The 20,807-nt window shown below is 72.5% G+C and carries 18 protein-coding genes and 1 tRNA gene; 9 read left to right on the top strand and 10 right to left on the bottom strand.

The window, feature by feature from the left end; genetic code table 11:
- Positions 1-6: 6 nt before the first annotated feature.
- The 5 genes from ACIOC1_RS23520 to ACIOC1_RS23500 all read right to left on the bottom strand — a co-directional run bounded on the left by ACIOC1_RS23520 (position 7) and on the right by ACIOC1_RS23500 (position 3,746).
- Positions 7-1,011 carry a YdcF family protein gene (locus ACIOC1_RS23520; protein ID WP_355333093.1) on the bottom strand — a complete coding sequence of 335 codons (1,005 nt, stop codon included), beginning with the start codon at positions 1,009-1,011 and terminating at the stop codon, positions 7-9.
- A 66-nt stretch (positions 1,012-1,077) separates the two neighbouring features.
- Complete coding sequence (locus tag ACIOC1_RS23515; RefSeq protein ID WP_355333091.1) at positions 1,078-1,743, bottom strand: response regulator transcription factor; 666 nt, start codon at positions 1,741-1,743, stop codon at positions 1,078-1,080.
- Positions 1,740-2,846, bottom strand: coding sequence for a histidine kinase (locus ACIOC1_RS23510; protein ID WP_391048654.1), 1,107 nt, complete (start codon positions 2,844-2,846; stop codon positions 1,740-1,742). The genes ACIOC1_RS23515 and ACIOC1_RS23510 overlap by 4 nt, the downstream gene beginning before the upstream one ends.
- Positions 2,847-2,953: 107 nt before the next feature.
- Positions 2,954-3,478, bottom strand: a complete 525-nt coding sequence (locus ACIOC1_RS23505) for a hypothetical protein (RefSeq protein WP_391048280.1) — start codon at positions 3,476-3,478, stop codon at positions 2,954-2,956.
- Between the two features lie 183 nt (positions 3,479-3,661).
- Positions 3,662-3,746, bottom strand: a tRNA-Leu gene (locus ACIOC1_RS23500).
- Positions 3,747-3,992: 246 nt separating this feature from the next.
- Here ACIOC1_RS23500 and ACIOC1_RS23495 point away from each other — a divergent pair.
- Complete coding sequence (locus ACIOC1_RS23495; protein WP_355333086.1) at positions 3,993-5,330, top strand: M20/M25/M40 family metallo-hydrolase; 1,338 nt, start codon at positions 3,993-3,995, stop codon at positions 5,328-5,330.
- 146 nt (positions 5,331-5,476) lie between these two features.
- Complete coding sequence (gene chpH, locus ACIOC1_RS23490) at positions 5,477-5,710, top strand: chaplin ChpH (RefSeq protein WP_355333084.1); 234 nt, start codon at positions 5,477-5,479, stop codon at positions 5,708-5,710.
- Positions 5,711-5,830: 120 nt separating this feature from the next.
- Here chpH and ACIOC1_RS23485 read toward each other — a convergent pair whose 3' ends face one another.
- The gene (locus ACIOC1_RS23485) at positions 5,831-6,019 is read right to left on the bottom strand and encodes a DUF5703 family protein (RefSeq protein WP_188283518.1); all 189 of its coding nucleotides are present in this window, start codon (positions 6,017-6,019) and stop codon (positions 5,831-5,833) included.
- A 47-nt stretch (positions 6,020-6,066) separates the two neighbouring features.
- Between ACIOC1_RS23485 and ACIOC1_RS23480 the strand changes: the two genes are divergently transcribed.
- The gene (locus ACIOC1_RS23480; RefSeq protein ID WP_391161087.1) at positions 6,067-6,675 is read left to right on the top strand and encodes a hypothetical protein; all 609 of its coding nucleotides are present in this window, start codon (positions 6,067-6,069) and stop codon (positions 6,673-6,675) included.
- Between the two features lie 227 nt (positions 6,676-6,902).
- Here ACIOC1_RS23480 and ACIOC1_RS23475 read toward each other — a convergent pair whose 3' ends face one another.
- Complete coding sequence (locus ACIOC1_RS23475; RefSeq protein ID WP_401856355.1) at positions 6,903-9,164, bottom strand: helix-hairpin-helix domain-containing protein; 2,262 nt, start codon at positions 9,162-9,164, stop codon at positions 6,903-6,905.
- Positions 9,165-9,519: 355 nt separating this feature from the next.
- Complete coding sequence (locus ACIOC1_RS23470) at positions 9,520-10,500, bottom strand: aldo/keto reductase (protein WP_355333079.1); 981 nt, start codon at positions 10,498-10,500, stop codon at positions 9,520-9,522.
- Positions 10,501-10,719: 219 nt separating this feature from the next.
- Between ACIOC1_RS23470 and ACIOC1_RS23465 the strand changes: the two genes are divergently transcribed.
- Positions 10,720-11,775: an LLM class F420-dependent oxidoreductase gene (locus ACIOC1_RS23465; protein ID WP_401306699.1), complete on the top strand. Its 1,056-nt coding sequence runs from the start codon at positions 10,720-10,722 to the stop codon at positions 11,773-11,775.
- 175 nt (positions 11,776-11,950) lie between these two features.
- Here ACIOC1_RS23465 and ACIOC1_RS23460 read toward each other — a convergent pair whose 3' ends face one another.
- Positions 11,951-12,580, bottom strand: coding sequence for a hypothetical protein (locus ACIOC1_RS23460; RefSeq protein ID WP_355333075.1), 630 nt, complete (start codon positions 12,578-12,580; stop codon positions 11,951-11,953).
- 194 nt (positions 12,581-12,774) lie between these two features.
- On the opposite strand from ACIOC1_RS23460, the gene ACIOC1_RS23455 reads away from it, so the two are divergent.
- The 5 genes from ACIOC1_RS23455 to ACIOC1_RS23435 all read left to right on the top strand — a co-directional run bounded on the left by ACIOC1_RS23455 (position 12,775) and on the right by ACIOC1_RS23435 (position 19,598).
- On the top strand, positions 12,775-13,494 hold the full coding sequence (locus ACIOC1_RS23455) for a histidine phosphatase family protein (protein ID WP_401856255.1): 720 nt from the start codon (positions 12,775-12,777) through the stop codon (positions 13,492-13,494).
- A gap of 102 nt (positions 13,495-13,596) precedes the next feature.
- Positions 13,597-14,187 carry a DUF3090 domain-containing protein gene (locus ACIOC1_RS23450; RefSeq protein WP_355333071.1) on the top strand — a complete coding sequence of 197 codons (591 nt, stop codon included), beginning with the start codon at positions 13,597-13,599 and terminating at the stop codon, positions 14,185-14,187.
- The gene (locus ACIOC1_RS23445) at positions 14,151-15,074 is read left to right on the top strand and encodes an SCO1664 family protein (protein WP_401856254.1); all 924 of its coding nucleotides are present in this window, start codon (positions 14,151-14,153) and stop codon (positions 15,072-15,074) included. Before ACIOC1_RS23450 ends, ACIOC1_RS23445 begins: the two co-directional genes overlap by 37 nt.
- Positions 15,075-15,191: 117 nt before the next feature.
- Entirely contained in the window at positions 15,192-16,421 is a 1,230-nt protein-coding gene (gene mshC / locus ACIOC1_RS23440) for a cysteine--1-D-myo-inosityl 2-amino-2-deoxy-alpha-D-glucopyranoside ligase (protein WP_391161082.1), read from the top strand.
- 123 nt (positions 16,422-16,544) lie between these two features.
- Positions 16,545-19,598: an NPCBM/NEW2 domain-containing protein gene (locus ACIOC1_RS23435; RefSeq protein WP_401856253.1), complete on the top strand. Its 3,054-nt coding sequence runs from the start codon at positions 16,545-16,547 to the stop codon at positions 19,596-19,598.
- A gap of 60 nt (positions 19,599-19,658) precedes the next feature.
- Here ACIOC1_RS23435 and ACIOC1_RS23430 read toward each other — a convergent pair whose 3' ends face one another.
- The gene (locus tag ACIOC1_RS23430; protein WP_401856252.1) at positions 19,659-20,774 is read right to left on the bottom strand and encodes a PAC2 family protein; all 1,116 of its coding nucleotides are present in this window, start codon (positions 20,772-20,774) and stop codon (positions 19,659-19,661) included.
- Positions 20,775-20,807: the final 33 nt, after the last annotated feature.

The following is a 20,807-nucleotide window of genomic DNA, read 5'->3' as shown; positions in this document are numbered from 1 at the left end:
CGGCGGTCAGCTCAGCCACCAGATGAAGAAGCCTCCCGCGAAAACGAGGAGGCAGATGGTGAGATTGGTGCGCCAATACGTCATGAGCATCGCGACGAATTCGCGAATGGTCGCACTCGGCCAGAAATACGCGGCGGTCGGCGCTCCCACGACATGTCCTCTGACGCCCAGCCGCCGCGCGGTCACCGCGGCGCGCAGGACATGGTAATTGTTCGTGACGACGACACAGCGGTAGTCCGCCTTGTTCCGCTCCATGATGGACTTGCTGAAGCGCAGATTCTCCTCGGTGGTCGTCGACCGGTCCTCGCGTTCGATCAGATCCGCCGGAAAACCCTGCGCCACAAGGTAGTCGGCCATCGCGTGCGACTCCGGCAGCTTCTCGTCCGGGCCCTGTCCGCCGGAGGTGAGCAGCACCGGCCGCCTGCCGCGCGACGAGAGCCTTTGGTGCACCGTACGGGCCCGGTCGAGGCGGCTCGCCAGCAGGGGCGGCACCTTGGTGCCGCCGATGAGCCCCGAGCCGAGAACCACGACGTAGTCGGTCTTGCGGCGGACGGTCAACCATCCGTAGAGCGACCCGTAGACGATGAAACAGAGGAAGAGGAAGACGACATATCCCGCGAGGACGGTGGCCGTTCCCGCGACCACGAGCAGCGCGCGGGTGTGCATCACCACCGCGGTGATCAACAGCGCTATGAGCGCCAGTAGCGCGAACCCGGCCAGCAGGGACAGCAGATTGGCCGGACTTCTGCCCTCTTTCCGCACCATGGCGACGCCGTTGGAAATCAGAAACCACGACATGGCGACCACGCCCACCGCCATGAGCGTCAGCAGCGCCACCCCGAGATCATTGCCCAACGTCGGGTGTTCCCTGCCTATGTCAAACAGCCACGCACCCAGCGCGAAGACGGGTGAAAGCCCGAGCAGAATCGCATTGCTGAACCGACGCCGCTCCCGCAGCACTCCGACACAGAACCCCAGAAAGAACAGCACCGCCGGTACATACGCCCACATGCCCACATGCTAGTGGCCCCCCGTCCCCCCACCCGCCGCCCCACCAGCCCCGGCTCCCCGGCCGGGTCAGGTCAGGCCCGCTTCGATGGCGCGGCGGACGGCGTCGGCGCGGTCGCGGATCGCGGCTTTGGCGAAGAGGTTGTTGATGTGGGTCTTGACGGTGGCCTCGCTGATGAAGAGCTTCTCGGCGATGCCGCGGTTGGGCAGGCCCTGGCCGATCAGCGCGAGCACTTCGCGTTCGCGGGGTGTGAGGTCCTCCGGCAGGGCCTGGCCCACCATCGGGGCCTTGGTCCTGACGGAGGCGAGCAACCGGTTCTGCACCTCGCGGTCGAGCACTGACTGCCCCGCGGCGGCGGCACGGATCGCCCGGATGATGTCCTGGCGCCCCGCGTTCTTCGTCAGATAGCCGCGGGCGCCCGCGCTCAGCGCGCCGAGGATCGAGTCGTCGTCGGCGAAGGTGGTCAGTACGACCACCGCCACGTCCGGGTGCTCCTCGCCGAGCCGCCGGGTCGCCTCGATCCCGTCCATCACCGGCATGCGCAGGTCCATCAGCACCACGTCCACCGGCCCGGCGGCGACAGCCGCCAGCACCTGGCTCCCGTCCGCGGCGGACGCGACGACGTCGATGTCCTCGGACAGCCCGAGCACCGCGGCGAGCGGCTCCCGTACGGCGGCCTGGTCGTCCGCGACGACCACCCTCAGCCGCCGCGGCCTCTCGGTCGGTTCGGTCATACCGGAATCACTGCTTCCACCTTCCAGCCGCCCTGGTCGGGACCGGCCGTGACCGGCCCCGCCGTCACCGTCCCGCCCAGCAGGGCGACGCGTTCGCGCATTCCGATCAGCCCCATGCCGCTGCCGACCACCGCGTTCACCTCGCGCGTGGCGGGGCCGTTGCGCACCGCCAGCGTGATCGACGCGGCGGCGTACGTCAGCTCCACACCGACATCGCCGCCGGGAGCGTGCCGGGCGGCGTTGGTCAGCGACTCCTGGGCGATACGCAGGAGATTCTGGACCACCCGGGCCGGGACCTCACGGGCGGTCCCGGTGACGGTCAGGACATCGCGGTGCCCCGACGACTCCAGCATCGCCGTCAGGCTCTCCAGCAGTGGCAGCGAGTCCTCGCGCAGCGCGTGCACCGTCCACTGCGCTTGTTTGAGGCTCTCCCGCACCAGACCGTGGGCCTTGTCGTTGGCCTCCCTGACCTTCTCCAGGTCCCCGGTGTCGAGCAGCGCGTCGGCCAGTTCCAACTGCATGTTGATCCCGGCCAGCGAGTGCGCCAGCACATCGTGCACGTCCCGGGCGATCCGGCTGCGCTCGGTCAGCGCGGCCGTCCGCGCCTCGGCCCGCGCGGCGCGCTCCGCCGACTCGGCCGCCGCGATCACCGCCTGTACGGCCTGGCGCTGGCTGCGGTTGAGTATGCCCACCAGCACCGGAGTGCCGGTGGCCAGACCGAGCACCCAGGGCAACTCGTCGTGGCCGGGACCGAGACGGAAGTACAGCACCCCGCCGCAGAGCAGACTGCAGATCCCGGCGAGGACGAGAGCAGGTCTGGTCTCCAGCCGGTATCCGATGTGACCGGCGAGGAAGAAGGCGAAGAGATAGCCCGTACCGCTGCGGCTGACACCGATCAGGGCGACCGCCGCGGCGATGCCGACCGTCAGCCACGGGAGCACGAGGCCCTGGGGAATCCTGTCCTCGGGCAGGCGCCGGGCCAGCAGCACCGCCGAGTTGATCACGAGCAGGACGGCGACGACCAGCCCCCGGCCGCTGAAGCCCAGGGGGCGGATCGTCAGGACTCCGGCGACGACGACCCCGAGGGTCATCGCCCACTGCATCCACGGGTCCTGTCCCGGCACCTGCCGCGCCCCCGCCTCCTGGGCCACGGTCTTCCCGGGAGGCGGGGGGCTGTCTGTCGCGGGCACGGGGAGAACATAACGCACGGTCAGGCCCTGCGGCTGAGGACGGGCACGGTGCGCGGCGTCATCTGCATCCGGCTCCGTATGAAGATGGTGGCGAGCCGCGTCACGACTTCGGTGAGCGCCATCAGTACGAACGCCGCGACCCACGCCTGATCGCTGGTGATGTGGTGGGCGACGCTGAATTGGGCGACCTGGTGGGCGCCGCCCGCGTGCTCGGTCCACAACTGGAAGCCCATCCGCGCCCCCATGCCGACGACCCACAAGATCGCCGACACGGCGCCGGCCTTGATCAGGACGTGCTCGCCGACGGTCCGGACGCGGGTGTAGATGCCGCCGGCGACGCCGAGCGCGGCGCCCACGCTCATCAGCACCCCGATGAGCACCAGGTCGTTGCCCGCGGTGGGAATGGTGTCCAGGTACGAGTTCGCGACGAAGGCCACGATGCCCAGCGGGATCAGGAAGGTCTTGAGGTCGAGTCGGCCTTCCCGCAGTTGCCGGAAGACGACGAGGAGAAGAGCGATGTCGGTGATCCACTCGGTCGATGTCATGCCCCCAAGACTGCTGCGACCAGGCACGAAGCACCTGGACCCAGGGGTGGAACCAAGGGTGGAGATGACTCCCCGCCCGGCCCTCCACCCCCACGGGGCCACCGCGCGCCGGACACCGCAGGAGCCCGCGCGCCGGACACCGAAAAGGGCCGCCCGAAGGCGGCCCTGTAAGGAGAGAAAATGTGTCCGAGGGGGGACTTGAACCCCCACGCCCGATAAAGGGCACTAGCACCTCAAGCTAGCGCGTCTGCCATTCCGCCACCCGGACGGGGTGTGTCACCTCGGCCTATGGGCCGTGGCGACGAGGTAAACCATAGCAAAGATCCGGTCACGTCGATCACGGGCGCGGAGCGGGCCGAGGGGGCCGACGAAGGGGCTGTGCGCGGGGCCCGGGGTGAGGGCCCGGAGGGGAGCCTTGGGCGGGGTGGGGGTGTCGGGGGAGGATGGGGGGAGGCATCGGCCGCGGTCGCCCGGGTGGTGGGCGGACGCGGCAGGCAACGAGCGAGGAGACAGCGTGAGCGAGTCGGGGCCGGGCAGGGCGGAGAACGGGACGGTCACGGGCGAGGACGAGGTCGTCGACCTGTGCAGTGAGCTGATCCGGATCGACACCAGCAACTACGGCGACCACTCGGGGCCGGGGGAGCGGGCGGCGGCGGAGTACGTCGCGGAGAAGCTCGCCGAGGTGGGCCTCGAACCGCGGATCTTCGAGTCGCACCAGGGCCGGGCGTCCACGGTGGCGCGGATCGAGGGCGAGGACCGCTCGCGGCCCGCGCTGCTGATCCACGGGCACACCGACGTGGTCCCGGCCAACGCGGACGACTGGACGCACCACCCGTTCTCCGGCGAGATCGCCGACGGCTGCGTGTGGGGCCGGGGCGCGGTCGACATGAAGGACATGGACGCGATGACGCTGGCGGTCGTACGCGACCGGCTGCGCAGCGGGCGCAAGCCGCCGCGCGACATCGTGCTCGCCTTCGTCGCGGACGAGGAGGCGGGCGGTGTGTACGGCGCCCGGCACCTGGTCGACAAGCACCCCGACCTCTTCGAGGGCGTGACGGAGGCGATCGGCGAGGTCGGCGGCTTCTCCTTCACCGTCAACGAGAACCTGCGGCTGTACCTGATCGAGACCGCCCAGAAGGGCATGCACTGGATGCGGCTCACGGTGGACGGCACCGCGGGGCACGGCTCGATGACCAACAACGACAACGCGATCACCGAGCTGTGCGAGGCCGTCGGGCGGCTCGGCAGGCACGAGTTCCCGGTCCGCGTCACCAAGTCCGTCCGCGGCTTCCTCGACGAGCTGTCGGACGCCTTCGGGGTGGAGCTGGACCCGGAGGACATGGAGACGACGCTCGCCAAGCTCGGCGGCGTCGCCAAGATGATCGGCACGACCCTGCGGAACACCGCGGCCCCGACGATGCTCGGCGCGGGCTACAAGGTGAACGTGATCCCCGGCCAGGCCACCGCCCACGTCGACGGCCGCTTCCTGCCGGGCTACGAGGAGGAGTTCCTGGCCGACCTCGACCGGATCCTCGGCCCGCGCGTCAAGCGCGAGTCGGTGCACTCCGACAAGGCGCTGGAGACGGACTTCGACGGCTCTCTGGTGGACGCCATGCAGCTCGCCCTCAAGGCGGAGGACCCGATCGCGCGCGCCGTGCCGTACATGCTCTCCGGCGGCACCGACGCGAAGTCCTTCGACGACCTGGGCATCCGCTGCTTCGGCTTCGCGCCGCTCCAGCTCCCGCCGGAGCTGGACTTCGCCGGGATGTTCCACGGTGTTGACGAGCGGGTGCCGGTGGACGGCCTGCGGTTCGGGGTCCGGGTGCTCGATCGTTTCATCGAGAACTGCTGACGGTTCGGCCGCCCGTACGAGTACGGGCGGCCCGGATCGCTGGGACGAGTGAATGATCCAGTGCTTTCGTAGCTCTATTCCTCCGGCTTCGTTACGACGTGTGTGGTCCGCGGCTGGGACCGCACTTGTCAATCAGGAGGAAGAAAATGATCAAGAAGGTCGTAGCCGCTGCGGCTGTCACCGGCGGTCTCGTGCTCGCGGGTGCGGGCATGGCTGTCGCCGACTCCGGCGCCCAGGGCGCCGCTGTGCAGTCGCCCGGTGTGCTGTCCGGCAACCTGATCCAGATCCCCGTGCACGTGCCGGTGAACCTGTGCGGCAACACGGTCTCCGTGATCGGTCTGCTCAACCCGGCCTTCGGCAACTACTGCGTCAACAAGTAGTCCGAAGGCGTTCGGAACCCCTGTGGTCCGAACCGTCGGAACCGGCCCCGGAAGCGCGTATGCCGCGCTCCGGGGCCGGGCCGTGTCTGCGGCGGACCCCGCGTCCCACCGTCGCGCGTCTCACCATGTGGCCCGCACCTGGCGGATGATCCGGCGGCGCAACCGCACCCTGCGGCTGCCGTCGGGGTAGAGGCGCACCCGGTCCAGTTCCCAGTGCCCGTACTCGGCCTCGTCCGTGAGCAGTCGTGTCGCGTCCTTGCGGGAGACCCCGCGTGCGACGTACATCTCTCTGAATTCGTATTCCGGCATCGCATCTATTGTGCGGGCAACGCCCCGGTGCGGATAGCGTCTGCCTCATGTCTGATGACGTGCAGCCCACCGTTGCCGAGGTCCGAGCCGCTGTCGAGGCGGTCAAGGCCGCGCTGGACCGCCACCTCGAGGCGATCGAGAACCGTACGGGCGAAGACGATCCCGCCGTCTACGCGGCGTTCGAGTCGCTGGCTTCGGCCGCCGAGTCGTATGACGAGTTGCTGTACGACACCTATGACGAGGTGACTCCCTTCGAGGTGCCCGCGGGCGACTCACTGCCGGAGTACACCGGTCCCGAGGACCCGGAGGCCATCAGTGTGCTGATCCGCCGCGACTACACGATCGTTGAGCCCACCCGGCTGTTCGCGCAGGCCAGAAGGGCCGATGACGGCGACGGCGCGGCGGACGCCACGGTGAACGCGGCGGTCGGGGTGATCTTCGGCGAGTACGAGCCGGACGAGATCGCGCAGCGCCACAAGGAGTTCGGCCTGGAGGAGGGCGACTCCACGGTGTGGGTGTCGGCCGTGCCGGAGGCCGCGGAACCGGGGGAGTGGCTGGACGCGCCCTTCGAGCAGGCCGACCCGCAGCTCGTGATCTGCCGCTTCGACGTGAGCGCCGTCTTCGACGACGAGCTGAGCGTGCTCGACCCGGACTGAGCGGGTCGCCCGAGTGCCAGGAGGGGGCGGACAGCGGGCGCTGTCCGCCCCCAGACGCGTCCGGAGCCGGTGGGCGGCGGGACGGGCCCGTACGGGCCCGCCGGGCCGGCGGGCGGCGGTTGAGCCGTACGGAGCCGCCGGGGAGGTGGTGGGCGGCGGTTGAGCCGTACGGAGCCGCCGGGGAGGTGGTGGGCGGCGGTTGAGCCGTACGGGGCCCGCGCCGCCCGTCAGTCGGCGGCCAGCTCCCGCAGCACGGTCACCAGCCGGGTCGTGCGCGGCGCGGCCTGGGGACCGGCCACGGCCTGGGCCAGGCCCTGATCGGCGCCCTGGACGACCGACAGGTGCCGCTCACCGCGCGCGAACGCCGTGTAGACCCAGGACCGGGTGAGCAGCGGCCCCGCGTCGCCCGGTACGACCACCACGACCGCGGGCCAGCGCATCCCGGCCGCCTGGTGCCCGGTGATCGCCCAGGCGTGCCGTACGGTCGTCGCCACGTCCGCGCGCGGCACCAGCACCGGCCCGTCCTCGCACTCCAGCCGCAGTCCGTCCGGCTCCGCGCCGACGACCGTGCCGGGCAGCGTACGGCCGGGGACCGGCACGTGGACGACGCGGTCGCCGGGGTCGAAACCGGCGAAGCGGCCGGGGCCGGGATTCAGCCGTTCTTTGAGCGCCGCGTTGAGCACGCGGGTGCCGACCGCGCCGCCGTGCCCCGGCGTGATCACCTGGGTCCGCTCCGCCGGTACGCCGATGGCGCGCGGTACGGAGTCGGCGACGAGCTGCACCGTACGGTGCACGGCCTCGCGCGGGTCGCGTACGGGGACGACGACGACCTCCTTGTCCGGGGCCTCGACCGGGGCGAGTTCGCCGATGCCGATGAGCGAGACCAGCTCGCCGATCGGGCCGGGGTCCGGGGTGCGGGAGGCGACCCGCGGGCAGGACTTGGCGGCCAGCATGTCGGCGAAGGCCAGACCGGGGCCCGCCGACCACATCGCGTGCTCGTCGCCGCTGAACACCAGCCGGGCGCCGTCCGGCACCGCCTCCACCAGTGAGGCGGCCTCCTCGATGCCCAACTGCTGGGCGTCGAGCACCGCGAGCAGGTCCAGGGCGAGGGCGCCGTCGCCGGACCTGCCGGGGCCCTGCGTACCGGCCAGCAGTGCCTCGACCGTCACGGCCGCGTCCTCGCCGAGGGCCTCGGCCAGCCGCCGCCTGCCGTTCGCCGTGTACGCGGCGGCGTACGCCCGCAGGCCCGCCGCGCGCGCCGCGGCCACCAGGGCGGTCGGCTCCTCGCGGGCCGCCTCGCCGCCGGAGTGCACGACCAGGCCGCTGCCCGCGGCGGCCCTGATCAGCTCCGCCGCCGACTTCGACGGCGCGCCCGCGGCGGCCTTCGCCCAGTCCGTGCCGTGGTCGCCCTCGAAGGAGCGCAGCAGCCGCACACAGCCGTCGGCCAGGCTCTCCTCCGCCAGCGCGTACCGGTCGAGGCCGATCAGCAGCGGTACGTCCGCCGCGCCGTCCTCGCCCTCGTCCTCCTCCTCGCTCGCGGCCTCCGAGGCCGTCGCGGGGTGCGCGGGGTGCTCGGGGAAGACGAGCACTTGGCCGTCGGCCACGGCGGAGGCCACGGCCGCCGCCGGGTCCGGTACGGCGCGGGCCGCCAGCTCCGCCTGTAGCTCTGCCGACCGCAGGGCTGTGTGCCCCTTCTCGGCGGCGCGCTCCAGCAGCCAGCCGACCAGCGCGTTCGCCCGCCGCTCGTCGTCCGGGCGGCACTGCGCGCCGAGCAGCGCGCGGGCGAAGGTGTCCGCCGGTTCCACCCGTACGCCGGGCAGGCCGAGCACCCGCCACGGGTCCTCCCGCAGCGCCTCCCCCGCCCGCTCCCCGAGCGCCCTGACCGCCGCCTCCGCCAACTCCCCTGGCGCGCCGCCCTCTTCCAGCACGGCCTTCGCCGCCGCGACGGCCGCCGGATCAACGGCCGCCTTTCGCAAGCCGCCCTCGCGCACCCGCACCTCGGCCGAAGCCGCCCCGCCGCCGGACGCCGCGCCCCCGCCGGCCCGAGGCCGCGCCTCGACATCGGCCGCCGCGCCCGCCCCGGAGGCCGCCGGAGCCTCGCTGTGGCCCTCGCGCCCGTCCTGAGGGCCATCGGCCCCGGCCGATGCCTGCGGAGCGGTGCCGGGGCCTGTGACTCCGCTCTGGGGCGCGTCGGCCCCGGCGGACGGCCGCGGCCCCGAGGCAGGACCCGTGGCTCCCGACGCGGGTCCGTCCGCCCCGGCGTCCGGGGCCGTAACTCCCGTCTCGGACGCCTCCGTTCCGGCCCCTGACGGCTCCTCGGCGCCGTCCTCGTCCCCGCTCCCGTCCGTCGCCTCCACGGCCGACTGGGCGTCGTCTGTCGCCTCCGCGTCGGCCTCCGGCGCACTGTCCGCGCCGTCCGTCCCCGCCGGGGCACCGGCGCCGACCTCCGCCGCCTCCGCGGCCTGCATGGTGGCGGCCTCCGCCGCCATCGCCTCGCGCCGCTTGCGGCGGGCTTCGGCCGCGTCACCGCGCGGCGCGGGCGCCGCCGGATTGTCGCCGCGCTCGATCGAGCGGACGGCGGCGGCCAGCGCGGCCACGTCGGCGACCGGCTTGGCGGCGGCACGGCTCCCCGGCACCGCGGCGGACGCCGTGCCCGTGGGCCGCTCCTGCGGGGCCGTCCGCGAGCCGCCCCCGGAGGACGGGCCGTCCGCGGCGGCCGGTGGGTTCGCCGGGCCTCCGGCGGGGCCGCTCGGCGGCGGGGTGTCCGTGCGGGGCGGGGGAGTGGGGGACTCGGTCACTGCGGCCTCCGTGGGGTGGTGGACCGGCGGGAGGCTTGCGTGCCGTTCAGAGCGTGCTCCAGTCGTGGTCCGGATAGCGGTGCAGGGGTGCTGACACGTCGTCGAGCGCCAGGCAGATCTCTTCCGGAAGCGTAAGCGCCTCCACTGACAACGAGGCGATGAGCTGCTGCGCGTTGCGCGCGCCGAGGATGGGGGCGGCGACACCGGGCCGGTCGCGTACCCAGGCGAGGGCGACGTGCAGCGGGGAGACCGCCAGGCCGTCGGCCGCTATCGCGAGGGCGTCCACGATGAGCCGGGCGGTCTCGTCGAGGTAGGGGGCGACGAAGGCGGCCATGTCGTCGGAGCCGCCGCGCGACTCGGGCGGCGTGCCGTTGCGGTACTTGCCGGTGAGCACACCGCGGCCGAGCGGCGAGGAGGGCAGCAGGCCGACCCCGAGGTCGATCGCGGCGGGCAGCACCTCGCGCTCCACTCCCCGCTGGAGGAGCGAGTACTCCATCTGCGTACTGGCCAGCGGCGTCCGCCCGGGCGCGGCGAGCTGCCACGCGGCGGCCTTGGCGAGCTGCCAGCCGCAGAAGTTGGAGACGCCGACGTAGCGCGCGCGGCCGGAGCTGACGGCGATGTCCAGCGCCTGGAGCGTCTCCTCCGTGGGCGTACCGGGGTCGAAGGCGTGCACCTGCCAGAGGTCGACGTAGTCCGTGCCCAGCCGCTGCAAGGACGCGTCGAGCGCGGACAGCAGGTGTCCGCGCGAGGCGTCGAACCGCCGGTCGGGGTCCGGCACGCTGCCCGCCTTGGTGGAGATCACCAGATCGGCCCGGGGCACGAGATCCTCGATCAGCCGCCCGAGCAGATACTCGGCGCCGCCGTCGGCGTACACGTCCGCCGTGTCGACCAGGCTGCCCCCGGCGTCCCAGAACGCCTTGAGCTGGTCGGCGGCGTCGCGTTCGCCGGTGTTGCGTCCCCAGGTGAGCGTGCCGAGACCGAGTCGGGACACGCGCAACCCGGTGCGGCCCAGGTGCCTATGCTCCATGGGCGCTGAGATTACTGCCCGCACCGGCCGAATGGGCGGCAGTGACGTACCTGACAGGGCCCCGTGCCGCGGCGGGGCGCTACAGTCCGGAGGTACAACGACGTTACTCGCCAGTATGTCGGCGGACGACGGCGGTGACATGACAGCGAAGACCTGACAGCGACGGACGCGAGAGCGACGACGCGACAGCGACGACACGGCGGCGGAAAGAGGAGCGGTATGCGGCTCGGGATCAACCTCGGCTACTGGGGCGCCGGGATGGACGCGGACAACCTCGCCGTCGCCCAGGAGGCGGACCGGCTCGGCTACGACGTGTGCTGGGCCGCCGAGGCGTACGGATCCGACGGCCCCACCGTGCTCTCCTGGGTCGCCGCGCAGACCGAGCGGATCGACGTCGGCTCGGCGATCTTCCAGATCCCGGCGCGTGCCCCCGCGATGACGGCGATGACCGCCGCGACCCTGGACTCGCTGTCCGGCGGCCGGTTCCGCCTCGGTCTCGGCGTGTCGGGCCCGCAGGTCTCCGAGGGCTGGTACGGCGTCAAGTTCGACAAGCCGCTCTCCCGCACCCGCGAGTACGTGGAGATCGTCCGCAAGGCGATGTCCCGCGAGCGGCTGAGCTACGAGGGCGAGCACTGGACGCTGCCGCTGCCCGGCGGCCCCGGCAAGCCGATCAAGCTCACCGTGCACCCCGAGCGCGAGCACATCCCGCTCTACATCGCCGCGATCGGCCCGAAGAACCTGGAGCAGACCGGCGAGATCGCCGACGGCGCCCTGCTGATCTTCCCGTCCGCCGCGCACCTGGAGGACACCGCGCTGCGGCACATCAGGGCCGGGCGCGAGAAGGCCGGTCTGACGCTGGACGGCTTCGACGTCAGCCCGACCCTGCCGCTCGCCCTCGGCGAGGACGTCCCGGCGCTGGCCGACATCTTCCGCCCGTACACCGCGCTGTACGTCGGCGGCATGGGCAGCCGCAAGCAGAACTTCTACAACCAGCTCGCGCGGCGCATGGGGTACGAGAAGGAGGCCGCCGAGATCCAGGACAAGTACCTGGCGGGCGACAAGAACGGCGCGGGGGCGGCCGTGCCGCAGGACCTCATCGACTCCACCTGCCTGCTCGGCACGGTCGACCGGATCGCGGACCGGCTGCGCGAGTACGCCGACGCCGGGGTCACCACGCTCAACATCACGCCCGCCGGATTCACGCGGGACGAGCGGATCGCGGGCGTACGGGCGGGCGTCGAGGCGCTGGAGCGGGCCGGGCTCGCGGGGGCGTAAGGCGAGGACGTGACGACGGGTCGGCCCGAAGGGGGCCGGCCACGGCCCCGTGCCGATGTCGGTCCGATGGGCCGGTCATGGCCGCGTGCCGCTCGACGCGCGCGGGGCCGTGCGCGGCGCCCGCCTCGACGCGGCCCAGTGCCCGTCCTCATGACGGCCCGGCCCAGCGCCGCGCTCAGCTCGGTACCAGCCGCCCCAACAGCCGCCCGAAGGCGATGAGTCGCGCTATCTGCCCGGCGCCGCCGTCGTCCAGGGACTTGCTGAAACGGAACGCCTCGGGGCGGAATTTGGCGGAGGCGACCGGCAGCGGCGAGTCCGGGTCGGCCTGCACCGCGCTCATCTCGTGCGGCATCGCGGTGGCCAGCACCAGATAGACCCCGCGGTCGATCCGCTGCCCGCCCTCGTCGCGGCCGACCAGGGTGCGCATCCCGACGTGCCCGATCGAGTCCAGCGGCAGCACCTGCACCGACGAGTCCAGTACGGTGCCGCCCGGCGCCTTGTCGTCCGCCAACTCCTCGCTGTGCCACAGGATCAGCCGCCGCCCGTCGCACACCGCGGCCTCCTGCCACACCGAGGTGCCCGCCTCGGTCAGGTCGACCACCCGCTCCAGGGTGAAGCCGCGCACCCGGCGGCGGCCCAGCACACCCTCGATGGCGTCGAGCGCGACGTCCGCGTGCAGGAAATACGCGTCGGCGGCGTCCTCCAGGCGGCCGTACGGAGACCAGTCAGAGCCGGCCGGACCACTCCGGCGCGCGCTCGGACGGCTCCTCGTCGCCTTGCTGAACATCTCCACCTGCTTCGCCATCCCGACTGCTGCCCGAAACCTGAAGGGCCCCCCGACCCCTAGACCTTACCTATGAGGCAAGTCGGCGAGGGCTAGGCCGGGGGCAGTGGATCGCAGGGAATTCAGCGGCCGTGGTGGGGGCTCGGGGGGATCTTCCCCGCCACGGCCGTCACCCAGCACAACGGGTCGGCGGCGGAAGGGTTACGGTGGCGGGCATGCCCACCGTGATCCTTGTCCGGCACGGCCGGTCGACCGCCAACGCCGACGGAGTGCTGGCCGGATGGAGTCCGGGCGTCGCCCTGGACGACACCGGCCGGGCCCAGGCGACCGTGCTCGCCGCCCGACTCGCCGCACTGCCGCTCGCCGCCGTCGTGTGCAGTCCGCTGCAACGCTGTCAGGAGACCGTAGGACCGCTGCTCGACACGCGCCCCGAGCTGCCGCTGCACACCGACGAGCGGGTCGGCGAGTGCCACTACGGCGACTGGACGGGCCGCAAGCTGGCAGAACTGGCGGAGGAGCCGATGTGGGCGACCGTCCAGCGGCACCCGTCGGCGGCCGTCTTCCCCGGTGAGAACGGCGAGTCGCTGCGCGCGATGCAGGCCCGCGCGGTGGACGCCGTACGGGACTGGAACGCCAGGATCGAGGCCGAGCACGGGCCCGACGCGCTGTACCTGGTGTGCTCGCACGGCGACATCATCAAGTCGCTGGCCGCCGACGCGCTCGGCATGCACCTGGACCTCTTCCAGCGGATCAGCACCGACCCCTGCTCGGTGACCGTCATCCGCTACACCCCGTACCGCCCCTTCCTGCTCCGCCTCGGCGACACCGGCGACCTGACCCCGCTGATCCCGCCCCCGCCACGGGACAAGCCGCACGACAAGCCGCAGGACAACGAGGACGACGCGGTCGTCGGAGGCTCCACCGGCGCCCTGTGATCAGCTTCCGCAGTAGGGTGGGGGACCGGCAGTGGAACCAGTGAATGCCACCAGAACGCATCGCGCCAAAGCAGCGATTCAGTCGAGATAACGGAGCGGGACGTGCCCCGTCAGGTCTTCTTCTACGAGCAGCCGGACCGTTTCGTGGCCGGGACAGTCGGCCAGCCGGGTCAGCGGACCTTCTTCCTCCAAGCCACCGCGGCGGGCAGGACCACCAGCGTGGCGCTGGAGAAGACGCAGGTCGCGGCGCTCGCCGAGCGGGTGGACGAGCTGCTGGACGAGGTGGTGCGCAGGTCGGGCGGCAACGCCTCGGTGCCCGCCGTCGCCCCCGCGGAACTGGCCGACTCCGCCCCGCTGGACGCCCCCGTCGAGGAGGAGTTCCGGGTCGGCACCATGGCCCTGGCCTGGGACGGCGCCCACGAGCGGATGGTCATCGAGGCGCAGGCGCTGGTCGAGCTGTCCGGTGAGGACGAGGACGACCTGGAGGCGGCCGAGGAAGAGCTGCTCCAGGACGACGAGAACGGCCCGCCGCTGCTGCGCGTCCTGCTGACCGGCGCCCAGGCCCGCTCCTTCGCCAAGCGCGCGCTCGACGTGGTCTCCGCGGGGCGCCCGCCGTGCCCGCTGTGCAGCCTCCCCCTGGACCCGGAAGGACACGTATGCCCGCGTCAGAACGGGTACCGGAGGTCGGCCTGAGCCCCGGCACCGAGGCCCTCGTCCACGGCGAGCTGACCGTGCGCGGCCAGGTGCGCGACGCCTCCAACGCCGTGCTGTTCTGCGAGACCGAGTACGAGGGCCGCGCGCTCGCCTGCGTGTACAAGCCGGTGGCCGGGGAACGCCCGCTGTGGGACTTCCCCGACGGCACCCTGGCCCAGCGCGAGGTGGCCGCGTACCTGGTCTCCGAGGCGACCGGCTGGGGCCTGGTGCCGCCCACCGTGCTGCGCGACGGACCGTACGGCGAGGGCATGGTCCAGCTCTGGATCGACCCGCCGGACCTGACCGCGGACACGGATACGGATACGGATACGGAAGCCGGCCCCGACGAGGCCCCCGACGCCGCCGCCGACACCAATTCCGACCCCAACTCCGACACCGACCCCGCGCAGCCGGAGCTCTTCGGGCTGACCGAGGACACCGAGCCCGCCCCCGGCTGGAAGCCCGTCGTCGAGGCCCGACTGGAGAACGGCCGCACCGCCCTGCTGGTGCACGCCGACGACATACGCCTGCGCCGCCTGGCCGTGCTGGACGCCGTCATCAACAACGCCGACCGCAAGGGCGGCCACCTGCTCCAGACCGCCGACGGGCGGCTCTACGGCATCGACCACGGAGTGACGTTCCACACCGAGGACAAGCTGCGCACCCTGCTGTGGGGCTGGGCGGGCGAGCCGCTGCCGGACGAGGCCGTGGCCGTACTGCGCAAGCTCCAGGCGGAGCTGGCGGGGGCGCTCGGCGACCGGCTCGCCGAGCTGATCACCCCCGCGGAGACGGCCGCCGTACGGGCCAGGACCGAGCGGCTGCTGCGGTCGGGAGTGCATCCCGAGCCCGGCGGCGAGTGGCCGTCGATCCCCTGGCCGCCGGTCTGAAGCGGGGCGCTCCGGGCCGTCCGGGAGAGCGTTCCGGCAGCGCGCCCGAGCCGCCTCGTCCGGCATTGCCCCAGCTCCGGTTCGTTTGCCAGTCGTCTGCACGGTTAATCTCATGACATGCATGCCTGGCCCGCTTCCGACGTCCCCGCCCTTCCCGGCACTGGACGCGCACTCCGTCTCCACGACACCGCGACCGGTGGGCCGCTGACGATCGATCCGGGCCCGGTGGCCCGGATCTACGTCTGCGGGATCACCCCCTACGACGCCACTCACCTGGGGCACGCGGCCACGTACAACGCGTTCGACCTCGTGCAGCGCGTGTGGCTCGACACGAAGCGCCAGGTGGAGTACGTCCAGAACGTCACGGACATCGACGATCCGCTGCTGGAGCGGGCCAACGCGACCGACGTCGACTGGGTCGAGCTGGCCGAGCGGGAGACCGCGCTGTTCCGCGAGGACATGACCGCGCTGCGGATGCTGCCGCCCGCCCACTACATCGGCGCGGTCGAGGCCATTCCGGGCATCGTCCCGCTGATCGAGCGGCTGCGGGACGCGGGCGCGGCGTACGAACTCGGCGTCGACACGTACTTCTCGATCGCCGCCGACCCCGACTTCGGCAAGGTCTCCGGGCTCGACGCCGCCACGATGCGCGCGCTCTCCGCCGAGCGCGGCGGCGACCCGGACCGGCCGGGCAAGAAGAACCCGCTGGACCCGATGCTGTGGATGGGCGCCCGCGAGGGCGAGCCGAGCTGGGACGGCGGCTCGCTCGGCCCCGGCCGCCCCGGTTGGCACATCGAGTGCGTGGCCATCGCGCTCGACCACCTCGGCATGGGATTCGACGTCCAGGGCGGCGGCTCCGACCTGGCCTTCCCGCACCACGAGATGGGCGCCTCGCACGCCCAGGCGCTCACCGGCGAGTACCCGTACGCGAAGGCGTACGTGCACGCGGGGATGGTCGCGCTGCACGGCGAGAAGATGTCGAAGTCCAAGGGGAATCTGGTCTTCGTCTCCACGCTGCGCCGCGACGGCGTCGACCCGGCGGCGATCCGGCTCGCGCTGCTCGCCCACCACTACCGCGCCGACTGGGAGTGGACCGACGCCGTGCTCGCCGAGGCGGTCGAGCGGCTCGCGCGCTGGCGGGCCGCCGTCTCCCGGCCGGACGGGCCGTCCGCCGACGCGCTGCTCGAAGAGATCCGCGAGGCGCTGGCCGACGACCTCGACGCGCCGCGCGCCCTGGCCGCCGTGGACCGCTGGGCCGCCGCGCAGGAGTCCGAGGGCGGCACCGAGACCGGCGCGCCCGGCCTGGTGTCGCGCACGGTGGACGCGCTGCTCGGAGTCGCGCTGTAGTCCGCACACCCCAACCGACCCACCCGTGACCGCCCTTGGACTCAGCCGGAGTCCGAGGGCGGTTTCCGTTCCGCTTCCGTTCTGGCCATGGTCCCATGCTCGATTTTGCGCTAAACACGCTTCATGCAAACAAGAGTGCGCACTAGAGTGGTGCTGGTCGGTGCAGCCGTGCTCGGTCTGCTCATGGCCTTCACGGGACCCGGCGGCGCGCAGGCCGCCGCACCCACCGCGACCGCCGAGACCTCCGTGGGGGACGTGACCGGCTTCGACCACGCCGGCGCCGTCTACCGGCTGCACGCGGGTCAGGCCCTGGCCCGGGTCAGCTTCGTGTCGGCCGACACCTTCCGCATCGAACTGGCCCCGGACGGCGCCTTCACCGATCCGACCGGCGACGACATCGTCCTGCCGCAGGGCGCGCCGCCCGCCACGCGCTGGAAGGACGCGGGCGACGCCTACGAGTTGAGCACCTCGGCCGTCACGCTGCGGGCCTACAAGGCGCCGCTGCGCTTCGCCCTCTACCGGGCCGACGGCACCCGGGTCTGGTCCGAGACGAAGCCGCTGAGCTGGACCAAGGACAGCACCACCCAGACCCTCGACCGCGGCGCGGCCGAGCAGTTCTACGGCGGCGGCATGCAGAACGGCCGCGGCAACACCTCGCACCGCGGCCAGACCCTCCAGGTCGGCGTGGACGGCAACTGGAACGACGGCGGGCACCCCAACTCCGTGCCGTTCTACCTCTCCACGGCCGGATACGGCGTCTTCCGCAACACCTACGCGCCCAACACCTACAGCTTCGGCGAGCCGGTGACCGCGAGCGCCGAGGAACAGCGCTTCGACGCCTACTACTTCGCGGGCGACGCCAAGCGGGTGATCGGCGACTACACCAAGCTGACCGGCAAGCCCTTCCTGCCCCCGGTCTACGGCCTGGAGCCGGGCGACTCCGACTGCTACCTGCACAACGCCAACCGCGGCGAACGCCACACCCTCGACGCGCTCGACGTGGCCGCCGACTACACCGCCAACGACATGCCCAACGGCTGGATGCTCGTCAACGACGGCTACGGCTGCGGGTACGAGAACCTGCCGGAGACGTCGGCGGGCCTGGCGAAGCAGGACATGGAGCTCGGCCTGTGGACCGAGGACGGCCTGGACAAGCTCGCCGACCAGGTCAAGGCGGGCCAGCGGGTCGCCAAGCTCGACGTCGCCTGGGTCGGCGACGGCTACAAGCACGCGCTGGACGGCTGCAAGGACGCCTACCGGGGCATCGAGGACAACAGCGACGCCCGCGGCTTCACCTGGGCGCCGGAGAGCTGGGCGGGCGCGCAGCGCTGCGGCGTGCAGTGGTCCGGCGACCAGTACGGCACCTGGGACTACATCCGCTGGCAGATCCCGACCTACGCGGGCGCCACGATGTCGGGCCTGGCCTACACCTCGGGCGACATCGACGGCATCTTCGGCGGCAGCGCCGACACGTACACCCGCGACCTGGAGTGGAAGTCCTTCCTGCCCGCCGTCATGACGATGGACGGCTGGGCCGCCAGCGACAAGCAGCCCTACCAGTACGGGGAGCCGTACACCTCGATCAACCGCCAGTACCTCAAGCTCAAGGAGTCGCTGCTGCCGTACATGTACAGCTACGCGGCCGAGGCGAACAGGACCGGTGTCGGCGCGGTGCGCCCGCTGGCGCTGGAGTACCCGGACGACCCGGTGGCGGCGACCGACGCGGCGAAGTACGAGTTCCTGTCCGGGCAGGACTTCCTGGTCGCGCCGGTCTACGAGGACTCCGCGGTGCGCGACGGCATCTACCTGCCCAAGGGCACCTGGACCGACTACTGGACCGGCCGGATCTACCAGGGGCCGACCACGGTCGGCGGCTACAGCGCGCCGCTGGGCACCCTGCCGCTGTTCGTCAAGGCCGGTGCCGCCGTGCCGATGTGGCCCGGCATCAGGTCGTACCGGGACCGTACGGCCGACTCCCCGGTGGCCTGGGACGTCTACCCGCAGGGCACCTCGTCCTTCACCCTCTACGAGGACGACGGCGTGACCCGGCAGAGCCGCGCGGGGAAGTACGCGCGGCAGAAGGTCACGGTCACCGCGCCGAAGTCCGGCGCGGGCGAGGTGACGGTGGACGTCGGCGCGAGCGTCGGCGACTTCCGGGGCAAGCAGACCGCCCGGCCGTACGCGTTCACCCTGCACACCGGTGACGCGCCCGGCGCGGTGCTGCTCGACAGCAAGGTGCTGCCCCGGCTCGGCACCGAGGCCGCCTTCGACAAGGCGACGCAGGGCTGGTGGTACGACCCCGCCGACCGCGGGGGAGTGGTCCGGGTGAAGACCGCGACCCGGTCCACCGCGCAGGCGTTCCGGCTGCGGCTGGCGGGCTCCAGCGCGCTCGGCGGACGCGTGCCGGGCGCGGCCGCGGTGGTCTCCGCGCCCGCGGGCCAGGAGACCGGCGCCGGGGTCGCCTCCGACGTCGCCGTGGACCTGACCGCGGGCAAGCTGCCGGTGGTCGGCGCCAAGGTCTCGCTCCGGGCGCCGGACGGCTGGAAGGTGTCGGCGCCGCAGACCGTGCCCGTGCTGACCGCGGGGAACACCAAGCGGCTGCGCTTCTCGGTGACCCCGCCCGCCGGGGTCACGGCCGGACAGGCCGTGCTCACCGCGCGGGCCGACTACCTGTCGTCGGCGCCCGGCCGGGTCGCCGTCCAGCCGTTCGCGGTCGCGGCGATGCCCGCGCCGCCGACGGCCGACACGTATGCCGGGGATCTGACCTGGCTGACCTCGACCAACGGCTGGGGGCCGCCGGAACGCGACCGCAGCAACGGAGAGTCGGGCGCGGCCGACGGGCACACGCTGACCTTGGACGGGACGACGTACGCCAAGGGCATCGGGGCGCACGCGGCCTCCGACGTCGAGGTGTACCTCGGCGGCCGGTGCTCGGTGTTCACCTCGGACGTGGGCATCGACGACGAGATCGACGGCTACGGCTCGGTGACCTTCTCCGTCGTCGCGGACGGCGTCACGCTGTGGACCTCGCCCGTGCTCACCGGGGCGTCGGCCACCGTGCCGGTGTCGGTACCGGTGACCGGGGCCCGGCACGTCCATCTGAAGATCACCCCGGCGGCGACGTCACTCAGCGGTGACCACGGGGACTGGGCGGGGGCGCGGTTCCACTGCGCGTGACCGGTTGAGGGTGAGGGGGTGCGCGCGGCGCGCACCCCTCACTCCCGTCCGTCGCGCGGTCTACTCCTCGCGGCCGTCCCCGTCGCCGTCCGGGGCGTCCAGGTCGCCTTCCCCGTCCTTGGCGGCCTCGGCCTCGGTCTCCGTGTCGGCGTCGGCTGCGGCCTTGTGGTCGGCCTTGCTGTCGGCCTCGGCTGCGGCGTCCTTGTCGGCGCCGTCGTCCGTATCGGTGTCCGTGCCCGCGCCCGCGCCGCTGTCCGGGTCCAGCCGCGGCGACTGCGCACGGTCCCGGAACTGCGGCACCCCGCCGTCACCCTCGCTCGCGTACTCCCCGGCCTGCGGGTCGCGGCGGCGCAGATAGCGCTCGAACTCCTTGGCGATGGCCTCACCCGACGCCTCGGGCAGCTCCGCGGTGTCCCGCGCCTCCTCCAGCGTCTGGACGTACTCCGCGACCTCGCTGTCCTCGGCCGCGAGCTGGTCCACGCCGACCTGCCAGGCGCGCGCGTCCTCGGGCAGCTCGCCCTGCGGGATGCGCAGGTCGAGCAGGTCCTCGAGGCGGTTGAGCAGCGCCAGGGTGGCCTTGGGGTTGGGCGGCTGCGACACATAGTGCGGCACCGCCGCCCACAGGCTCACCGCGGGGATGCCCGCGTGGGTGCACGCCTCCTGGAGGATGCCGACGATGCCGGTCGGCCCCTCGTAGCGCGACTCCTCCAGATTGAGCGTCGTCGCCAGGTCGGGGTCCGAGGTCACCCCGGTGACCGGGACCGGCCGGGTGTGCGGGGTGTCGCCGAGCAGCGCGCCCAGCACCACGACCATCTCGACGCCCAGCTCGTGGGCGAAGCCCAGGATCTCGTTGCAGAACGAGCGCCAGCGCATGCTGGGCTCGATCCCGCGGACCAGCACCAGGTCGCGGGGCTTGGGCGTCGTGATCCTGACGACCGAGAGCCGGGTCGTGGGCCATACGACCCGCCGTACCCCGGCGTCCATCCAGACCGTGGGGCGGTTCACCTGGAAGTCGTAGTAGTCCTCGGCGTCGAGCGCCGCGAAGACCTCGCCCTTGAACTCCCGGTCCATGTGCCCGACCGCGGTCGAGGCGGCGTCCCCGGCGTCGTTCCAGCCCTCGAACGCGGCCACCATGACCGGGTCGATCAGCTCGGGTACCCCCTCGAGCTCGATCACCCAGCGCCTCCTTCCGACCGGAGGGGAGCGGTG

The organism is Streptomyces sp. NPDC088197, assembly GCF_044741185.1.
Classification (GTDB): domain Bacteria; phylum Actinomycetota; class Actinomycetes; order Streptomycetales; family Streptomycetaceae; genus Actinacidiphila.
Note: the sequence above shows the minus strand (reverse complement) of the source record. Positions and strands in the feature narration are given on the sequence as shown.